The sequence below is a fragment of the Erwinia rhapontici genome, from assembly GCF_020683125.1.
GTDB lineage: Bacteria > Pseudomonadota > Gammaproteobacteria > Enterobacterales > Enterobacteriaceae > Erwinia > Erwinia rhapontici.
The window spans coordinates 2,975,966-2,992,021 of sequence record NZ_CP085627.1; the positions used below are offsets into that span (position 1 = coordinate 2,975,966).

The following is a 16,056-nucleotide window of genomic DNA, read 5'->3' on the forward strand; positions in this document are numbered from 1 at the left end:
AGCCCGCTTAAGGAAACTTAAGCGGGCTTTTTGCTTTTCGTGTTTTTTGAGGGACAGGATACCCGGCAGAAAACATGCCCGGGCATCAAAAACCTATCAGAGGGTGTTACTCATTGCCCCATTGATTCAGAAACGTCGCGATATCATCAATACGCAACGCGTGGATACCAGCTTCAGTGGCCATCTCTTTCTGCTGTTCTTCGCTGATTTCTTCGTTGTTGGTTAAATGCGTCATCAGCAACTCGAAATAACGCGCCAGAGGGCTGCGCTCTGATTCGGTTACCGGCTGTGCGGCTTCCGTCGCATACTCATCTACGAAGTCATAATACTTAAGGGGGATGTCATTGCTCATCAGTCGTTTCCTGAAGGTAGTGCCAGTTTTTTCAGCGGGTGCAGGTTAATCAGGCTTAGCGTCTGATATCGGCCTGATATATCCCGCTTGTCAACCAGTGGATAATGCGGGGGATTATACCTGTAATTTGGCAGGCTGTACCCTGTTTAACCGAACAGTTTCCCCAGCCGTTCTTTTGCCTCAGCGGTAGGCAGTAACTGAATATGCAGCCCCTGAGCATCCAGCGTAAAAAAGCCTTTGCACAGATCCGGCATCGCATCATATTGCGCATTGAGCTGTTCTGATGCCTGTATAAAACAGGCATAGCCATAGTGCGCCACTAAATAAGGCAGCCCAAATTGAGATCGTAACATCTCATATTCCTGGTAAGGATAGCGTGTATGCGCGGGGAGCTTTTTGATGATATCGGAAAGTTTAGTCATCAGCGGAATCACCTCTTCTTCAGAGGCATAGTGCGTATAACCGCGCAGGGCGACTAATCGCATATCGACATGACGTTCTTTTTTGAAGGCCGCCAGGAAAAAATCTTTCAGGTCCCTGTCCGGACAAGTTAAGACGAATGCATACAATATCTGATTACGGCTGAAAACATCTTTTGATGTGAGGTAGTGCGCCTCAAAAAAAGCCACATCGTCATCCGTGAAGGTCTCAAAACGCATCTGTATCATGGCCTCACGATACACAGGGTTATCCTTGTACCCTCTTTTGCCCACTACACCCCTGACTGTGTCGATATTCGTCATACTTTATCCAAATATACCCCTTGAGCGATAATTCTAGCACGATGTGAAATTTGACAGGGCAGATCTGCCGTTCTGCCCTCTCCTCTCTGCCAGGCGCCGATAACATGATCCTGTATTATCGCCGGCTATCCCTGCGCGAAAACATACTCGCCATGCCCCACCGACCAGCGCTTGCCGTGTAACGCAGGCTCACCGGCCGTCAACACCAGTTCCACCAGTCGGTTGTCCGCACCGGGGCGGAAAATAAACTGCTGATCACCCAGGTCCAGCCCTTCCTGCGTGGCATCCGCTAATGGGGCAAAGCCAAACAGCGCCTGCCAGTGAGCGCGCACCGCCTGCGGGTCCTGCACGTCAAACACCGCACGCGTCAGCGCCACCTCTCCGGCAGGATGCGGGCTGTCCAGCCCCTGTGCCCGTAACCGCGCCAGGCGGGCATCATCATCTTCCCCCCATTGCAGAACAAAGGGATAAGGCAAACCGTTAACGTCGCCATCAATGGTAAAAATACGCCAGCTGATCACGTTGCCCTGCGGATCGTTGCGCTGGCCGTCCGCAATCGCCGACACCTGTAAGCCTTTGCGGTGCAGGTCCTCGTGCGTCTGCACAATATCGTCGCTGCGCAGGGCCACCCGATACAGTGCCTGGTTTTCCGGCAGTAACTGCGCCGCATCGCGCGACAGCAGGAACCTCTGTGCGGCAGTCTCCAGCTCTGCCTGGTCAGCAATCGCGAGAAACTCGATATAGGTCAGGCCGAAGTAACTCAGCGCATTCCGGGTGCCCCACCCCGGATGGCGCCCGCCCGGTATGGCGTTCAGCAGTTGTGCTGCGAAAATCTGAATCGCCTCTTCGGGATGGTTGACAAACTGAACCGCATGATCCCACTTTAGTGTTGCCATCCTGCCTCCTGAATCTGTTGGTAAAGATGGATGGCATCATTATCTTTTGGCCGAATAATGCCTCTTTTGCCCCTATCGCAGCGCGATAGAGGGTTCTCGTGGCAACTATATTGCTGCGACACGTGCAAAAACAAACAATAAAATCATCTATCCAAAGTCGTAAAAATCGCTTCCCTCATGAATGTTAAAACCAATAATTACTTGTTGTTACTGACGTTATTTTTCGCTGCAAAGCCAGCAGGCATAAAAAAAGCCCGCTCTGGTTTTCCTGAGCGAGCTTTTTTGTTCTTGAGTCGTCGTCAGCGATTAATGCGACGCAACGGGGTCCACTTTGAACACATCCACCATCACCATCAGATCGCGCGCCTGTTCCTGCATCGATGCGGCGGCAGCGGCAGACTGCTCCACTAAGGCGGCATTTTGCTGGGTTGCATCATCAATGTGATTCATGGTGCTGTTAATCTGCGCCAGACCATCGCTCTGCTCATGGCTTGATCCTGCAATATCACTCATCAGGCTCGCCATACTGGTAATGTTCTGCACCATATCCTGCATCGCTACATCGGCTTTCCCCACCAGCTCACGACCTTCATCAATCTGGCCAACAGAACGATCAATCAGCTCACGGATCTCCTTCGCGGCGGTGGCACTGCGCCCTGCCAGCGTGCGCACTTCGCCCGCCACCACCGCAAAACCGCGCCCGGATTCTCCGGCACGGGCTGCTTCGACGGCGGCATTCAGCGCCAGAATGTTGGTCTGAAAAGCGATGCTGTCGATCACCTGAATAATATCGGCCATCCGGGAAGACGAATCATGGATGCCCTGCATACGGTGAGTGACGGAGCGCATCAGCTCCCCGTTATGCCTGACAATCCCGCCCGCTTTGGTCGCCAGCTGATGTGCCTGCCCGGTGTGCCCGGCCGTCTGGCTGAGCGTGCTGGTCAACTGGCTGAGCGTGGCTGCCGTTTGCTCAACGCTGGCCGACTGCTCTTCGGTTCGCGCCGACAGGTTGCTGTTGCCGGAGGAGATTTCATCCGCAGCATTGACGATTTCACTGGTGCGCACCTGGATGCGGTGAACAATCTGGTTAAGCTGCGCTTTCATGCCCGCCATGCTCTGCAATAACTGGCCGATCTCATCCTGACGATCGCTATTCAGCGTGCCTGTGAGGTCACCATGAGTAATACGGTTGGCCTCCTGTAGGGCTTCATTCAGCGGTGGAACGATCTGCCGGTGAATACTGACGGCAACGATCACGCCCACCAGCATCGCGACAATACCGAGAACACCCAGCAGCCAGCGATTCCAGGCCAGCAACTCAGCGGAGTGCGACTCTTCAGCCCCGTAGATTTTATTGATGTCTTCCAGCAGGCCCGAGATCCGCACCTGGGTGGACTTATCATTGCGGGCAGCGGTGCTTTGCAGATCGGTACGGAGGGCGTCGATATCTTGCTGTATGGTGTCGGCTAAGGGCGCGTACTGGGCTGGCCAGTCGCCTTCGCGGATCAGTGAGTGGATTTTGTCGAGTTCGGTGCTGACCGCAGCCAGCTTCGTCATCGCGACGGCAGGGTTCTCCTGCAGCCCATCCTTGACGGCACCGGCATTATCATACAGTGCGCCGACCACCGATAAACGTGCCGATGAATCTTCCGCCGTGCTGAAACCACTAAAGCCGCAGTAACAAATGGCGGCGACAAAAAAAAGTAATACACCGAAACCTGCCGTCAGTTTTCGGCCAACCTTCATGTTCCTGAGCAGTTGCAGCATCAACATCCTCCGTGAGACAGCATGAGTGGGATTTTTATTTAAGATGACCTGATCAGTTACGGCATGTTGGCGCCGATCTTTATAGTGTTTCTATTTTTCAGGCAGTTAAATATAAAAGAAGAGAGGCATTCACCCGGAGTGGCTGACCATCTGTTCCGGTCAGCCAGCAAAGCTGACCTGATCCATAGAGCACACCATCAGCACGGGTCGTTCGGAAAAGATGATCGCCCCCTGAGGGATCCCCACAAAAACTAATGGCTTCCCGTCTGGCGTCAGGTCCGGGGCCAGTTTGAGCACGCCGGAGCGGCAAAATCCGCATCCCTGCGGGCCTCGGCACGCGGCTTCCCTGCCGCGTGACGTCCGGCTTACCTCAATCTGGCCCCATCCCCGCAAGAGAATGCTCGCTGTGGGTTTTAAAACCGCGACGACATGATGATTTATGTGGATTGATTTGAATTTGGGTTTGACCTGGGTTTTGACGTTGAGGCGGCATTCAGCAGCGCTGAGGAAGCACAGTGAACCAGGACGAACCGCCAGGACGGCGGTGAGAGGGAGAGCCGGCACAGGGATGTGCCGTCACGACCACTCCGTCGGTGAACGACGCTTGCGAAGGCATCCACGCAGTGGACGCAGCGCCAGCCGCAAGCCCGGGTCCCCAGGGTGGGGGCGACTGCCCACCCTGGGGCGCTCAGCCCGCGCAGCGGGAAAGCGAAACGCCCTTGACGTTGACCTGGCCCTGGCCCTGGCCCTGAACCATCGTGCAAACCATCCCCAAAGGGTCGACCGGAAAAAGGGTCGCCCCCTTCGGCTCGCCGCCAGTCTCCCCCCTTTAATTGTCAAAGAGTGTAATCCCACACAAAAAACATTCACACGGAGATATAGCCTGTGCTATACCTTATAGCAACTGCTAATTACGTCGTATTTTTAAGCGCTTTCTGGGAGATTTCTATGCGTTTTCAGTTCCGGTTAAAAAGGTGGATCTGCGCCACTCTGCTCGCCACATTGCCGCTGGCACCCGCGCTGGCACAGGAAAAATTCAAGGTCATCACCACCTTCACAGTGATTGCCGATATGGCCAAAAACGTGGCGGGTGACGCCGCGGACGTAGCCTCCATCACCAAAGCCGGGGCAGAAATCCACGAATATCAACCCACGCCGGGGGATATCAAACGCGCCCAGGGCGCACAGCTGATCCTCGCCAATGGTCTGAACCTGGAGCTGTGGTTCCAGCGTTTTTATCAACACCTTTCCGGCGTGCCGGAAGTGGTGGTGTCTGACGGCATTGTGCCTATGGGCATCAGCGAGGGGCCTTACAGCGGTAAACCCAATCCTCATGCCTGGATGTCACCCAAAAATGCCCTGATCTACGTTGATAACATCCGCGATGCGCTGGTGAAACACGATCCGGCCAATGCCGATATCTATCGTAAAAATGCCGCCGCTTATAAAGAAAAAATCAGCGCCACGGTGGCCCCGGTGCAGCAGGCACTGGCGAGTATCCCGGCCGATAAGCGCTGGCTGGTGACCAGTGAAGGCGCCTTCTCCTATCTGACGCGTGATTTCGGGCTGAAAGAGCTGTACCTGTGGCCGATCAACGCCGACCAGCAGGGCACCCCGCAGCAGGTGCGTAAAGTGATCGATAAAGTGAAGCAGGAGAAGATCCCGGCGGTGTTCAGCGAAAGCACGGTTTCCGATAAAGCCGCCCGCCAGGTGGCGCGTGAAACCGGCAGTCATTACGGCGGCGTGCTGTACGTTGACTCCCTCAGCGCCGCCGATGGGCCGGTGCCGACCTATCTCGATTTACTGCGCGTCACCAGCGACACCATCGTTAAAGGCATTCAGCAGGGGCTGGCAAAATGAACACTATCCAGGCGGCACCCGATGGCATTCGGGTTAACGATTTGACGGTCACCTATCGTAACGGGCATACCGCCCTGCGCGATGCCACCTTACAGGTACCCGGCAGCAGCATCGCCGCCCTGGTGGGGATTAACGGTTCGGGTAAGTCCACGCTGTTTAAAGCCATTATGGGCTTTGTGCCGCTCTCGCGTGGATCGATTACCCTGCTGGGCCAGCCCGCACACAAGGCACTGAAGCAGAATATGGTGTCTTATGTGCCGCAGTCTGAAGAGGTTGACTGGTCCTTCCCGGTACTGGTGGAAGATGTGGTGATGATGGGCCGCTACGGCCATATGGGCATGCTGCGCATTGCGCGTGCGGAAGATAAACGCCTGGTGACAGAAGCACTGGAGCGCGTCGGCATGGCGGAATTTCGTCAGCGTCAGATTGGCGAGCTTTCCGGCGGGCAGAAGAAACGCGTATTCCTGGCGCGTGCCATCGCCCAGCGCGGCCAGGTGATCCTGCTGGATGAACCCTTTACCGGCGTCGACGTCAACACCGAACGCCAGATCATCAGCCTGCTGCATGAGCTGCGCGAGGAAGGCCGCACCCTGCTGGTCTCCACCCATAATCTGGCCTCGGTCAGTGAATACTGCGACCACACGGTGATTGTGAAAGGCACCGTGCTGGCCTGCGGCCCGACGGCCACCACCTTTACCCGCGCCAATCTTGAAAACGCCTTTAGCGGTGCACTGCGCGACGTGGTGTTCGGCGACGGCGATGCGCGTCCTGCGCTTTCCATGGTGCAGGGGGATCGCTAATGGCGTGGCTGGCGGAACCGTTCCACTATCAATATATGCTGAATGCCATGTGGGTATCGGCGCTGGTGGGCGGCGTGTGTGCGTTTCTCTCCTGCTATCTGATGCTCAAGGGCTGGTCCCTGATTGGTGATGCGCTGTCACACTCTATCGTGCCGGGCGTGGCCGGGGCGTATATGCTCGGGCTGCCTTTCGCCCTGGGCGCGTTTCTCTCCGGCGGGCTGGCGGCGGGCAGTATGCTGTTTTTAAATCAGCGTACCCGGCTGAAAGAGGACGCGATTATCGGGCTGATCTTCTCCTCCTTCTTTGGCCTTGGGCTGTTTATGGTGTCGCTCAACCCCACGTCGGTAAACATTCAGACCATCGTGCTGGGCAACATCCTGGCGATTGCCCCGGAAGATATCATTCAGCTGGCGCTGATTGGCTTTATCTCGCTGCTGATCCTGCTGATCAAATGGAAGGATCTGATGGTGACCTTCTTTGACGAGAACCATGCGCGCTCCGTCGGGCTCAACCCCACGCGGCTGAAACTGCTGTTTTTCACCCTGCTGGCCGCCTGCACCATTGCCGCGTTGCAGACAGTGGGAGCATTTCTGGTGATCTGCCTGGTGGTCACGCCGGGTGCTACCGCCTATCTGCTCACCGACCGTTTCCCGCGCCTGCTGATGATTGCCGTCGCTATCGGCAGCTCCACCAGCTTCTTCGGTGCGTGGATCAGCTACTACCTGGATGGCGCCACGGGCGGCATTATTGTCGTGGCACAGACGCTGGTGTTTCTCACCGCCTTTGTGTTTGCCCCTAAACACGGACTGCTGGCCCGCCGCCGTCGCGCAGCCGCTCCGCAGCAGGAGGCATCATGAACCTGACAGAACTGCTGTTAAGCCCGTTTGAATTTGATTTTATGAACACGGCGCTGACCATCTCGGTGATTGTCGCCATCCCCTGCGCCCTGCTCTCCAGCTTTATGGTGATCAAGGGCTGGTCGCTGATGGGCGATGCCATGAGCCATGCGGTGTTCCCCGGCGTGGTGATCGCCTGGATTGTCGGCATTCCGCTCGCCATCGGCGCATTTTGCGCCGGACTGTTCTGCGCGCTGGCCACTGGCTACCTGAAAGAGAACAGCCGTATCAAGCAGGATACGGTGATGGGGATTGTCTTCTCCGGGATGTTTGCCACGGGGTTGATCCTCTATATCTCGATTCAGTCCGAGGTGCATCTCGACCATATTCTGTTTGGCGATATGCTGGGGATCTCTACCAGCGATCTGCTGCAAAGCGGCGGCATTGCCTGCGTGATTGCGGTGATTATCGGGGTGAAATGGCGCGACCTGGTGCTGCATGCGTTTGACCCGCATCAGGCGAAAGCCAGCGGGCTTAACACCACCCTGCTGCACTACGGCCTGCTGAGTATGATTGCCCTGACGATTGTGGCGACGTTAAAAGCGGTGGGGATTGTGCTGTCGATTGCCCTGCTGATTGCACCGGGTGCGATTGCCATTCTGCTGATGCGTCGCTTCTCCAGCGTGATGATCTGCGCGGTGCTGTTGTCGGTGGTGGTGTGCTTTAGTGGAACCTATCTTTCTTTCTTCCTCGACAGCGCCCCCGGCCCGACCATTGTTGTGCTGTTCGTCCTGCTGTTTATCGCGGCCTTTATCTGGTCGGTGCGCCGCGAGCGCCGGGTGGTGCTCTCCTGACCGATAAGAAAACGGCGTCTGCACAGGACGCCGTTTCTGTCGGTTTAGCTGATATCCTGGCCGTTGGTGGCGATCACTTTCTGATACCAGTGGAAGGATTTCTTCTTGTAGCGGTTGCCGGTGCCGCTGATCTTGTCGTCCAGATCAACATAGATAAAGCCGTAACGCTTGCTCATCTCCCCCGTCGACATGCTCACCAGATCGATGCACCCCCACGGGGTGTAGCCCATCAGCTCAACGCCATCGTCAATCGCTTCCGCCATCGCATCAATGTGCTTACGCAGGTAGTTAATGCGGTAGTCATCGGCGATGTTGAAGCTTTCATCGGGCTCATCCACCGCGCCCAGACCGTTTTCAACAATAAACAGCGGCTTCTCATAGCGGTCATACAGCTGGTTCAGCGCAATGCGCAGGCCAACCGGATCAATCTCCCAGCCCCAGGCACTGGCTTCGAGGAACGGGTTCCGCGCCCCGCCGAGCAGGTTGCCGCTGGCTGCTGCCGCATCCGGGTCGGTGGCATAAGTGGTTGAGGACATGTAGTAGCTGAAACCGATGTAGTCGACGGTGTGCTGCTTAATCAGTTCCAGATCGCCCGGCTGGATATCCAGCGTCACGCCCAGCGACTGCCACAGTTTTTTGGCGTAGTACGGATATTTCCCGCCCGCCTGCACATCAGCACAGTAGAAGTTAAACGCCTGAGTCTCTTTCAACGAGGCCAGCTGGTTGAGCGGATTACAGTCGTACGCGTAGTTGGTAGCAAACAGGATCATGCAGCCCATCTGGATCTGCGCGTTGGTTTCGTGGGCAATTTTCACCGCCAGACTGCTGGCGACAAACTGGTTATGCCAGCCCTGGAATTTCGCCTGCGCTTCCAGCGCGCCGGTTTTCACCGTCAGCCCCTGGCTCATCATCGGGAAATGCGCGGCGCTGTTGATCTCGTTAAAGGTCATCCAGTATTTTACTTTGTCGCCGAATCGCTCCAGCACCGTGCGGGCAAAGCGCTCAAAGTGGCCGATCACCTCACGGTTTTTCCAGCCACCGAACACGGTCGCCAGATGCAGCGGCATTTCGTAGTGGGAAATGGTGATCACGGGTTCAATGCCGTGCGCAATACAGGCATCAATCACCTGGTCGTAATGGCTGAGGCCCGCCTCATTGGGCTGCTGTTCAATGCCGTTCGGGTAGATGCGCGTCCAGGCAATCGAGAAGCGATAGCATTTGAAACCCATCTCAGCAAACAGCGCGATATCTTCGCGGAAGCGATGATAGTGGTCGATGCCTTTGTGGTTGGGATAGGTGTAGCGGGTTTCATCCAGCGTAAAGTCGAACTCTGGTGCGGCCACAATGCTCAGGCGCTGTTTGCCGCCCGGGATGGCATCGACAATCGACAGACCTTTGCCGTCGACGTCGTATGCTCCTTCAACCTGATTAGCAGCCGTTGCGCCGCCCCACATAAAGCCCTGCGGAAACCTGTCTTTCATGCCACTTTTCCTTAAATGATACGGAGAGTTAGCGGCGCCGCAGCGCGAACGCACTGCCCTGACCCGACGTCAGCACCGCCTGAACGGCAGAAATAGTAGAGCAAAATCGGTGGAGAGAACAGCACCATGAAACCGATTGCAGAAATGAACCATACGATAAAACTTACCCTCTCCCGCCCACTGCGCTTTGGCACGAATAACTTTCGCAGCATGCCCTGTGGCTGAGGTGACTGACGATAAAACACGATAAATGTTGAGTAAATCATCAGGTTGCTGCAAACATCAGCAGTTGGTTGCCCATCGTAACTTTTGCCGTTGACACCCAGGGTCGGGATCATTAATATGCTCCTCGTTCACACGATTCCTCTGTAGTTCAGTCGGTAGAACGGCGGACTGTTAATCCGTATGTCACTGGTTCGAGTCCAGTCAGAGGAGCCAAATTCTTGTTTTCATGCCTCTTTGCGAATCTTTATGTGATTTAGATTCAATAAGTTAGCGTGAAAAATCTTCCCGATGCATTTTTAGTTTTCTCTCCGCATCGGGAGAATTTGGTGGTCAGATTTGGGGTCATGTTGGTTCGATGACGGAGTGACCCCCAAATGTCTCTTAACGACACAAAAATTCGCAGCTTAAAACCATCCGCTAAACCCTTCAAAATTTCCGATTCCTATGGTCTGTACCTGTTGGTTAATCCAGGCGGTTCACGTCTCTGGTATCTCAAATATCGTTTCAATAGAAAAGAATCCCGCCTTGGCTTAGGCGCCTACCCCGACGTATCTTTGGCTGATGCTCGTCAACAGCGTGATGGTATCCGTAAATTGCTGGCGCATAATATCAATCCAGCACAACAGCGCTCTGCTGAAAGAGCCACTTCCTCGCCAGAAAAAACTTTCAAGTATGTGGCACTAGAGTGGCATAAAAGCAACCGTACATGGTCAGAGAACCATGCAACCCGTCTGCTTGCCAGCATGAACAATCATATATTTCCTGTGATTGGACACTTGCCGGTAACTGAACTGAAACCTCGCCATTTTATCGACCTGCTGAAAGGCATTGAGCAAAAAGGTCTCCTGGAAGTCGCAGCACGTACCCGGCAGCATATGTGCAACATCATGCGTCATGCCGTACATCAGGAGTTGATAGAGAACAATCCGGCGGCAAATCTGGAGGGTATCATCGCTCCTCCCGTTAAACGCCACTACCCCGCCCTTCCGCTGGAGCGACTGCCGGAACTGTTGATTCGCATTAAGGACTACCAGCAAGGACGAGAGTTAACCCGCCTGGCCGTATCACTCACCCTGCACCTGTTCATCCGCTCCAGCGAGCTGCGCTTCGCCCGTTGGTCTGAGATCGATTTCAAAAATAGAATCTGGACCATTCCTGCCACTCGCGAGTCCATCCCCGGTGTCCGCTACTCCAGGCGTGGTGCAAAAATGCGCACTCCACATATCGTTCCACTCTCACGTCAGTCCATCGCTATTCTGAAACAGATACGGGAAATATCCGGTCATCAGGTGTTGGTATTCCCCGGCGATCACAATCCGTATAAGCCGATGTGTGAAAACACGGTCAACAAGGCGCTACGCCTGATGGGCTATGACACAAAAGATGAAATCTGCGGCCACGGGTTTCGGGCAATGGCCTGTAGTGCCCTGATGGAATCTGGCCTATGGGCACAGGATGCGGTTGAACGGCAGATGAGTCACCAGGAACGCAATAGCGTTCGAGCAGCCTACATCCATAAAGCAGAATATCTCGATGCCCGTAAAGCGATGATGCAATGGTGGTCGGATTATCTGGATATTTGCCGGAAAGTGTATGTGCCACCTTATATTTGTGGAAAGGAAATCAGTTGCACAATGGGATAACTGGCCTGGCAAAATAAAACCCAAAAAATAGCCGTATCAGTCTGTACTGATACGGCTATTTTTCTAGTTTCAGTGCGGATAAATTGTTAAGCCGTTTATGAGCATCGTCAGCCAGACTGTCCTGCGTGAATCGAAAGTGTGAAGTCCGCTTCTCATACAGAACTATCCACGGAAACGTATTAGGCCTGTTATGAGCGAGCAACGGACGTTCAAAACTTATGGGTACGCCTGTTCTGACGCACCCAGTCAAATTCAGGGCTTCCAGCGGCGCAGAGATGTGTGATCTTCATATGGCATTCTTGAGGGCAGAGAGATCAGCTCAATGACGCTGCCCCAGGGCGTGCGGCCGTAACAGAAGAAGTTATTGTCTCCGACCTCAGTTGGAAACATCAGCGGCTGAGGAGAGGTAAACATTTTCCCCCCGGCACGTTCAAACAGGCTGATGGCCTCATTAATATCATCAACGTATACGGCGAAATGCTGTAACCCGTAGTCGCTTGGACGCACAGGTTGATTCTGCTCTGGCCCCTTCATCTCAAAAAGCTCAAGCCCCGGCCCGTGCTTCAGCGTCATCATCCTGACCGTGGTGATACGTGTTCCCGGAAACAGATTAAGGATGTTTTCCGTCTCTTCCCCTTTCACGTCGTCATCCGATCGTGAAACGGAGTCATAGATAACTTCTGCACCAAAGGCTTCTTCAAAGAAGCGGGTCGCCTCATCAATATCAGAAACGGTGATGCCAACGTGGTCCATACCGCGAATAGTTTCAGTAGACATAATTTTCTCCCAGTGGGTTTACGGATAAGAGTGATGGGATGTTCAGCCCAGACTGACCGTCATTTTTGCCAGTGCAGCGAGCTGAGCTGATATCAGGCTGCGGGTGTCAGCATCCGTGATGCTGTCATTTTCCGGATCCAGTCTGGATGATGTATGCCCGATCATGACTTCAGGCTTGTTAAGAACCCGCCCGTCCAGAAAGACCAGAATCTGACGCAGGTGATACTGGGCACGTGCACCGCCGATCGCCCCGGGTGAGGCCGTCAGTATGGCAACAGGCTTGCCGGCAACTGGCGTGTCCGGCAGGCGGGAAAGCCAGTCCAGCGCATTTTTCAGGGCACCCGGGACGGAATAGTTATATTCAGGCGTGACGATAATCAGCGCATCCGCTGCCGATATTGCTTTTCCCATTGCCACCACCGCCTCGGGGAAGCCCTGCGCCTGAAGGTCTGCATCATAGTGCGGTACCTCTCCTGCAGAGCCCAGTGCACTAATCTCCACATGCTCGGGTGCCAGTGAGGCAAGATTGCGCGACACAATGGCGTTTAAAGACCCTTCGCGAAGGCTTCCCAGAAGAGTCACAAATTTGAGTGGTTTTTCATATGACATGGCTGTCCCCTGTAATTAAAAAATGGATTATCCGGCGGTTGCCGGTGCTTTGTTTACTGATAGCGATAAGCCTGGTATAGAATTACACATCGATAAACGCACCATGAGTCGTCACAGAGTCAACTTTATGTCTACCGGACTGTCAGCAGAATCCCTGCGGGGGATTACTAACTTTGTCATTACCGCGAAATCGAGCAGCTTCACTGAGGCCGCGGAGCAATTGGGCATTACCAAATCGGCCGTAGGTAAAAGTGTGGCACGGCTTGAGGAGAGACTGGGAACGCGTCTTTTTCACCGATCAACGCGTAAACTGAGCCTGACGAGTGATGGAGAGGCTTACCTGACCAGCTGTCTCTCGGCGCTTGAAATTCTCGACTCTGCCGAGAATACGCTCAGCAGACGCCAGGAAAATCCCGCCGGGACGGTCCGTATTGATATGCCTGCGTCTTTCGGAAGGAATCTGATGATGCCGGTATTAATCGAGATGATGACCCGCTACCCGGCCCTGCGGCTGGCGCTCACGTTCAATGACCGTCTTATTGACCCGGTGGAGGAAGGCGTTGACCTGGTACTGCGGCTGGGCGAGCTGCAGAGCACCGATGAGCTGATCGCCCGCCGCCTGAGCCGCCAGCGGCTGATTCTGTGCGCCTGTCCCGCCTATCTTGAACGGCACGGCTTGCCTGCCGATATGGAGGATTTGAAAAGCCACTACTGCATTATGGGCTACCGTCGGGGCGCCCCCCTTGCCTGGCGGCTGCGAAAGGTCGGGGAGCGTGAAGTGAAATTTATATCCCCCACAGCACATCAGATAAGCGACGGAGATGCCATGATTCAGGCCTGTCTGGCTGGCGTGGGGATAGCGCAGTTTCCTGAGTCTATGGTTAACAGCCATATCGCCGCAGGCAACCTGATCTCCGTGATGGCAGACCATGCCCCCATCCCGGTTGAGTTGAACGTCATCTGGCCCCGAACAAGGCACCTCATACCGAGAGTTCGCCTCATCGTTGACGAACTGCTGAAAAAGGCCGGAGAAGGCTATTTCGGCACACTGAGGTAGAAATTTTGTCGTCAGTGAGGCGATATCAGGGCTGTTTATCGCCTTTTAGCAAACTTATATCCTTATCGTCCCGCTGCTTTTGTTGCCTTACGGGCTGAAACCTTTCCCGTATGCCGGAGCAGTTCAAACGTAAAACATAATGTTACTTACAGGATATTTGTTATGCCATTAGCTCTCTGGGCGCTGGCGATAGGTGCATTCGGTATCGGAACCACTGAATTCATCATTGCCGGGCTGCTCCCCGTCATTGCCATTGATTTTAACGTCACCATTCCCGTTGCCGGCTATCTGGCAACCTCTTATGCGCTGGGCGTCTTCGTCGGCGCACCGGCCCTGATTATTCTGGGTTCAAAAGTCCCGCGTAAAGCCATGCTGGTTTTCCTGATGCTGCTCTTCGTGGCCGGGAACCTGGTGACGGCGTTTGCCCCAACACTTGGCATAGCCATACTGGGCAGAATTATTACCTCGATGACGCACGGTGCTTTCTTTGGCCTTGGTTCGATTATTGCAGCAGATATGGTTGCACCGTCTAAGCGCGTGAGGGCCATTGCGTTCATGTTTATGGGGCTGACCGTCGCAAACCTTATAGGCGTACCCGCAGGTACCTGGATTGGTCAACACCTCTCCTGGCGTGATGCCTTTATGGCCATAGCGGTGATTGGGGTCATTACGGTTATCAGCATCGGTATGCTCATCCCGCACCAGCCAAAGCCCCGGAACCAGAGATTTGCGCATGAGTTTAACGCCTTCAAAAACGTCAACGTGCTGCTGGCAATGGGCATTACTGTTTTCGGGCCGGGGGCATTCTTTACGTCAATTACCTACATCGCGCCAATGATGACGGAGCTGGCAGGATACAGTGAAAGCAGCCTCGCGTGGCTGATGCTGCTGTTCGGACTGGGATTGTTTACGGGAAACCAGCTTGGTGGCCGGTATGCCGACCGCGCCCTGATGCCGATGCTCTATATCACCCTGGCTGCTCAGGCCGTCGTGTTACTGGTATTCAACTTTAGCGCGCACAGCCAGGTTATGTCAGCTCTCTGCATTTTCCTGATGGCTGCGTTTGGATTTGCGACCGTTTCCCCTATTCAGAAACTGGTGATGGATAAAGCACGGGCAGCAGGTGCCCCCACGCTGGCCGCTGCGGTTAATATCGGTCTTTTCAACCTCGGTAATGCCGTGGGAGCCTGGCTGGGTGGCGCGGTGATTGCTGCGGGATTCGGTCTGCAAGCGCCCAATTGGGCAGGCGCTATATTGTCTGTCATTGCACTGATACTTGCGGTGTTGTCCGGTCTTACGGATAAAACCGGGCATGCTGCAGAGTTGAATTAGAAGGTATCACGACTGGCCAGTGAGAACGTCATCTGAATCATTCACTGGCCATAACAGATATAGCAAAATTTATTCGCGTTTCACTTAACCGGTTAACTAACTTCCGCTTCTGGCACCGAGCTGCCTGTAAGATGTAATGGTCTAATCAAGCCGTATACTTTGTTAGAGATATGATGGGCAACGCTAACGAGTAAAGAATGCGAAGAAAAACGTTCACCCATGAGTTCAAGCAGGAATGTGTCAATTTGGTTCTGCAGCACAACTGCCCGGAGATCCAGGCAACTGAAACCTATTTTCAATAATTTCAGAAACTTAATTTTTTTTCATTTTTACCAGATCTATTAATCCATTCTTTAGTTAATACTTGGTTTTGTTTGACGCCACACCCTTCGGCATACATAACACCGAGGACTCTGCCTGGGAGAACGCATAATCTTGCTGTCCAGCCAACGCAGTCCAATTATAGGCTTGAGTTAAATCCATCTTCGCACCGAGACCAATCCCATACATCTGGCCTTGACGGGCTTGTTTTCAAGGAGGAGAGCACTCCGTTATTTCCCGTGCTTCATTCAGTGTTCTGAACAGAAAAAAATCCAGTAATTCATTGCGGTAGGTTTGAGAGATAAGCTCTGGCCCATTATCCAGGCGGATCATGGCTGGGTAGCCACGACTTATTCCTACCCTCTCCAAGACTCTGACTATGCGTTGCGCTGACAGATTAAAATCGATCTCTATGTCCAATATTTCCCAATTAAAGTCATCGACCACATTGAAGTTAGATTTATGAGGAATTTTACAAATCTTATAGCTCGTCGCTGGCTAAT

The 16,056-nt window shown here is 54.1% G+C and carries 15 protein-coding genes, 1 tRNA gene and 1 pseudogene; 8 read left to right on the forward strand and 9 right to left on the reverse strand.

The genetic code is table 11. The features are described 5' to 3' along the window. Window positions 1-106: 106 nt before the first annotated feature. The 4 genes from LJN55_RS13885 to LJN55_RS13900 all read right to left on the reverse strand — a co-directional run bounded on the left by LJN55_RS13885 (window position 107) and on the right by LJN55_RS13900 (window position 3,758). Window positions 107-352 (reverse strand): YmjA family protein, encoded by a 246-nt coding sequence (locus LJN55_RS13885; protein ID WP_133841689.1) that lies wholly within the window; start codon window positions 350-352, stop codon window positions 107-109. 146 nt (window positions 353-498) lie between these two features. Then, entirely contained in the window at window positions 499-1,095 is a 597-nt protein-coding gene (locus tag LJN55_RS13890; RefSeq protein WP_227534653.1) for a hypothetical protein, read from the reverse strand. 125 nt (window positions 1,096-1,220) lie between these two features. After that, window positions 1,221-1,991, reverse strand: a complete 771-nt coding sequence (locus tag LJN55_RS13895; RefSeq protein WP_159336433.1) for a VOC family protein — start codon at window positions 1,989-1,991, stop codon at window positions 1,221-1,223. Window positions 1,992-2,297: 306 nt separating this feature from the next. Beyond that, window positions 2,298-3,758 carry a methyl-accepting chemotaxis protein gene (locus LJN55_RS13900; protein WP_227534654.1) on the reverse strand — a complete coding sequence of 487 codons (1,461 nt, stop codon included), beginning with the start codon at window positions 3,756-3,758 and terminating at the stop codon, window positions 2,298-2,300. A gap of 948 nt (window positions 3,759-4,706) precedes the next feature. Here LJN55_RS13900 and LJN55_RS13905 point away from each other — a divergent pair. Genes LJN55_RS13905 through LJN55_RS13920 form a run of 4 tightly spaced genes read left to right on the forward strand, consistent with a single transcriptional unit; the run spans window position 4,707 to window position 8,108 of the window. Then, complete coding sequence (locus tag LJN55_RS13905) at window positions 4,707-5,618, forward strand: metal ABC transporter substrate-binding protein (protein WP_200643305.1); 912 nt, start codon at window positions 4,707-4,709, stop codon at window positions 5,616-5,618. After that, window positions 5,615-6,418, forward strand: coding sequence for a manganese/iron ABC transporter ATP-binding protein (locus LJN55_RS13910; protein WP_167863736.1), 804 nt, complete (start codon window positions 5,615-5,617; stop codon window positions 6,416-6,418). Before LJN55_RS13905 ends, LJN55_RS13910 begins: the two co-directional genes overlap by 4 nt. Beyond that, on the forward strand, window positions 6,418-7,275 hold the full coding sequence (sitC, locus tag LJN55_RS13915) for an iron/manganese ABC transporter permease subunit SitC (protein ID WP_227534655.1): 858 nt from the start codon (window positions 6,418-6,420) through the stop codon (window positions 7,273-7,275). Before LJN55_RS13910 ends, sitC begins: the two co-directional genes overlap by 1 nt. Further along, a complete protein-coding gene (locus tag LJN55_RS13920) occupies window positions 7,272-8,108 on the forward strand; it encodes a metal ABC transporter permease (RefSeq protein WP_227534656.1) in 837 nt (278 codons plus the stop codon). Before sitC ends, LJN55_RS13920 begins: the two co-directional genes overlap by 4 nt. 44 nt (window positions 8,109-8,152) lie before the next feature. Here LJN55_RS13920 and LJN55_RS13925 read toward each other — a convergent pair whose 3' ends face one another. Then, window positions 8,153-9,589 (reverse strand): glycoside hydrolase family 1 protein, encoded by a 1,437-nt coding sequence (locus tag LJN55_RS13925; RefSeq protein ID WP_200643307.1) that lies wholly within the window; start codon window positions 9,587-9,589, stop codon window positions 8,153-8,155. A gap of 11 nt (window positions 9,590-9,600) precedes the next feature. After that, the gene (locus LJN55_RS13930) at window positions 9,601-9,927 is read right to left on the reverse strand and encodes a hypothetical protein (protein WP_227534657.1); all 327 of its coding nucleotides are present in this window, start codon (window positions 9,925-9,927) and stop codon (window positions 9,601-9,603) included. Window positions 9,928-9,951: 24 nt separating this feature from the next. Between LJN55_RS13930 and LJN55_RS13935 the strand changes: the two genes are divergently transcribed. Together LJN55_RS13935 and LJN55_RS13940 are read left to right on the forward strand one after the other, a co-directional pair. Then, a tRNA-Asn gene (locus LJN55_RS13935) sits at window positions 9,952-10,027 on the forward strand. Between the two features lie 161 nt (window positions 10,028-10,188). Next, window positions 10,189-11,457, forward strand: a complete 1,269-nt coding sequence (locus tag LJN55_RS13940; protein WP_115657501.1) for a tyrosine-type recombinase/integrase — start codon at window positions 10,189-10,191, stop codon at window positions 11,455-11,457. Between the two features lie 252 nt (window positions 11,458-11,709). Here LJN55_RS13940 and LJN55_RS13945 read toward each other — a convergent pair whose 3' ends face one another. Together LJN55_RS13945 and LJN55_RS13950 are read right to left on the reverse strand one after the other, a co-directional pair. After that, window positions 11,710-12,234 carry a VOC family protein gene (locus LJN55_RS13945; protein ID WP_049089393.1) on the reverse strand — a complete coding sequence of 175 codons (525 nt, stop codon included), beginning with the start codon at window positions 12,232-12,234 and terminating at the stop codon, window positions 11,710-11,712. Between the two features lie 42 nt (window positions 12,235-12,276). Further along, window positions 12,277-12,843, reverse strand: coding sequence for an NADPH-dependent FMN reductase (locus tag LJN55_RS13950; RefSeq protein ID WP_115657500.1), 567 nt, complete (start codon window positions 12,841-12,843; stop codon window positions 12,277-12,279). Window positions 12,844-12,970: 127 nt separating this feature from the next. Between LJN55_RS13950 and LJN55_RS13955 the strand changes: the two genes are divergently transcribed. Further along, window positions 12,971-13,900: a LysR family transcriptional regulator gene (locus LJN55_RS13955; protein ID WP_115657556.1), complete on the forward strand. Its 930-nt coding sequence runs from the start codon at window positions 12,971-12,973 to the stop codon at window positions 13,898-13,900. Between the two features lie 162 nt (window positions 13,901-14,062). Further along, window positions 14,063-15,232, forward strand: a complete 1,170-nt coding sequence (locus LJN55_RS13960) for an MFS transporter (RefSeq protein WP_115657499.1) — start codon at window positions 14,063-14,065, stop codon at window positions 15,230-15,232. Between the two features lie 546 nt (window positions 15,233-15,778). Here LJN55_RS13960 and LJN55_RS13965 read toward each other — a convergent pair. Further along, window positions 15,779-16,006, reverse strand: a pseudogene (locus LJN55_RS13965) (integrase catalytic domain-containing protein); the annotation flags it as partial. Window positions 16,007-16,056 lie beyond the last annotated feature (50 nt).

Bases quoted from the DNA above. Each gene is read 5' to 3' on its own strand.
- LJN55_RS13950 (WP_115657500.1), bottom strand. From the start codon at position 12,843: ATGTCATATGAAAAACCACTCAAATTTGTGACTCTTCTGGGAAGCCTT.
- LJN55_RS13940 (WP_115657501.1), top strand. From the start codon at position 10,189: ATGTCTCTTAACGACACAAAAATTCGCAGCTTAAAACCATCCGCTAAA.
- sitC (WP_227534655.1), top strand. From the start codon at position 6,418: ATGGCGTGGCTGGCGGAACCGTTCCACTATCAATATATGCTGAATGCC.
- LJN55_RS13895 (WP_159336433.1), bottom strand. From the start codon at position 1,991: ATGGCAACACTAAAGTGGGATCATGCGGTTCAGTTTGTCAACCATCCC.
- LJN55_RS13890 (WP_227534653.1), bottom strand. From the start codon at position 1,095: ATGACGAATATCGACACAGTCAGGGGTGTAGTGGGCAAAAGAGGGTAC.
- LJN55_RS13910 (WP_167863736.1), top strand. From the start codon at position 5,615: ATGAACACTATCCAGGCGGCACCCGATGGCATTCGGGTTAACGATTTG.
- LJN55_RS13925 (WP_200643307.1), bottom strand. From the start codon at position 9,589: ATGAAAGACAGGTTTCCGCAGGGCTTTATGTGGGGCGGCGCAACGGCT.
- LJN55_RS13930 (WP_227534657.1), bottom strand. From the start codon at position 9,927: ATGATCCCGACCCTGGGTGTCAACGGCAAAAGTTACGATGGGCAACCA.
- LJN55_RS13905 (WP_200643305.1), top strand. From the start codon at position 4,707: ATGCGTTTTCAGTTCCGGTTAAAAAGGTGGATCTGCGCCACTCTGCTC.
- LJN55_RS13955 (WP_115657556.1), top strand. From the start codon at position 12,971: ATGTCTACCGGACTGTCAGCAGAATCCCTGCGGGGGATTACTAACTTT.
- LJN55_RS13885 (WP_133841689.1), bottom strand. From the start codon at position 352: ATGAGCAATGACATCCCCCTTAAGTATTATGACTTCGTAGATGAGTAT.
- LJN55_RS13945 (WP_049089393.1), bottom strand. From the start codon at position 12,234: ATGTCTACTGAAACTATTCGCGGTATGGACCACGTTGGCATCACCGTT.
- LJN55_RS13960 (WP_115657499.1), top strand. From the start codon at position 14,063: ATGCCATTAGCTCTCTGGGCGCTGGCGATAGGTGCATTCGGTATCGGA.
- LJN55_RS13900 (WP_227534654.1), bottom strand. From the start codon at position 3,758: ATGCTGCAACTGCTCAGGAACATGAAGGTTGGCCGAAAACTGACGGCA.
- LJN55_RS13920 (WP_227534656.1), top strand. From the start codon at position 7,272: ATGAACCTGACAGAACTGCTGTTAAGCCCGTTTGAATTTGATTTTATG.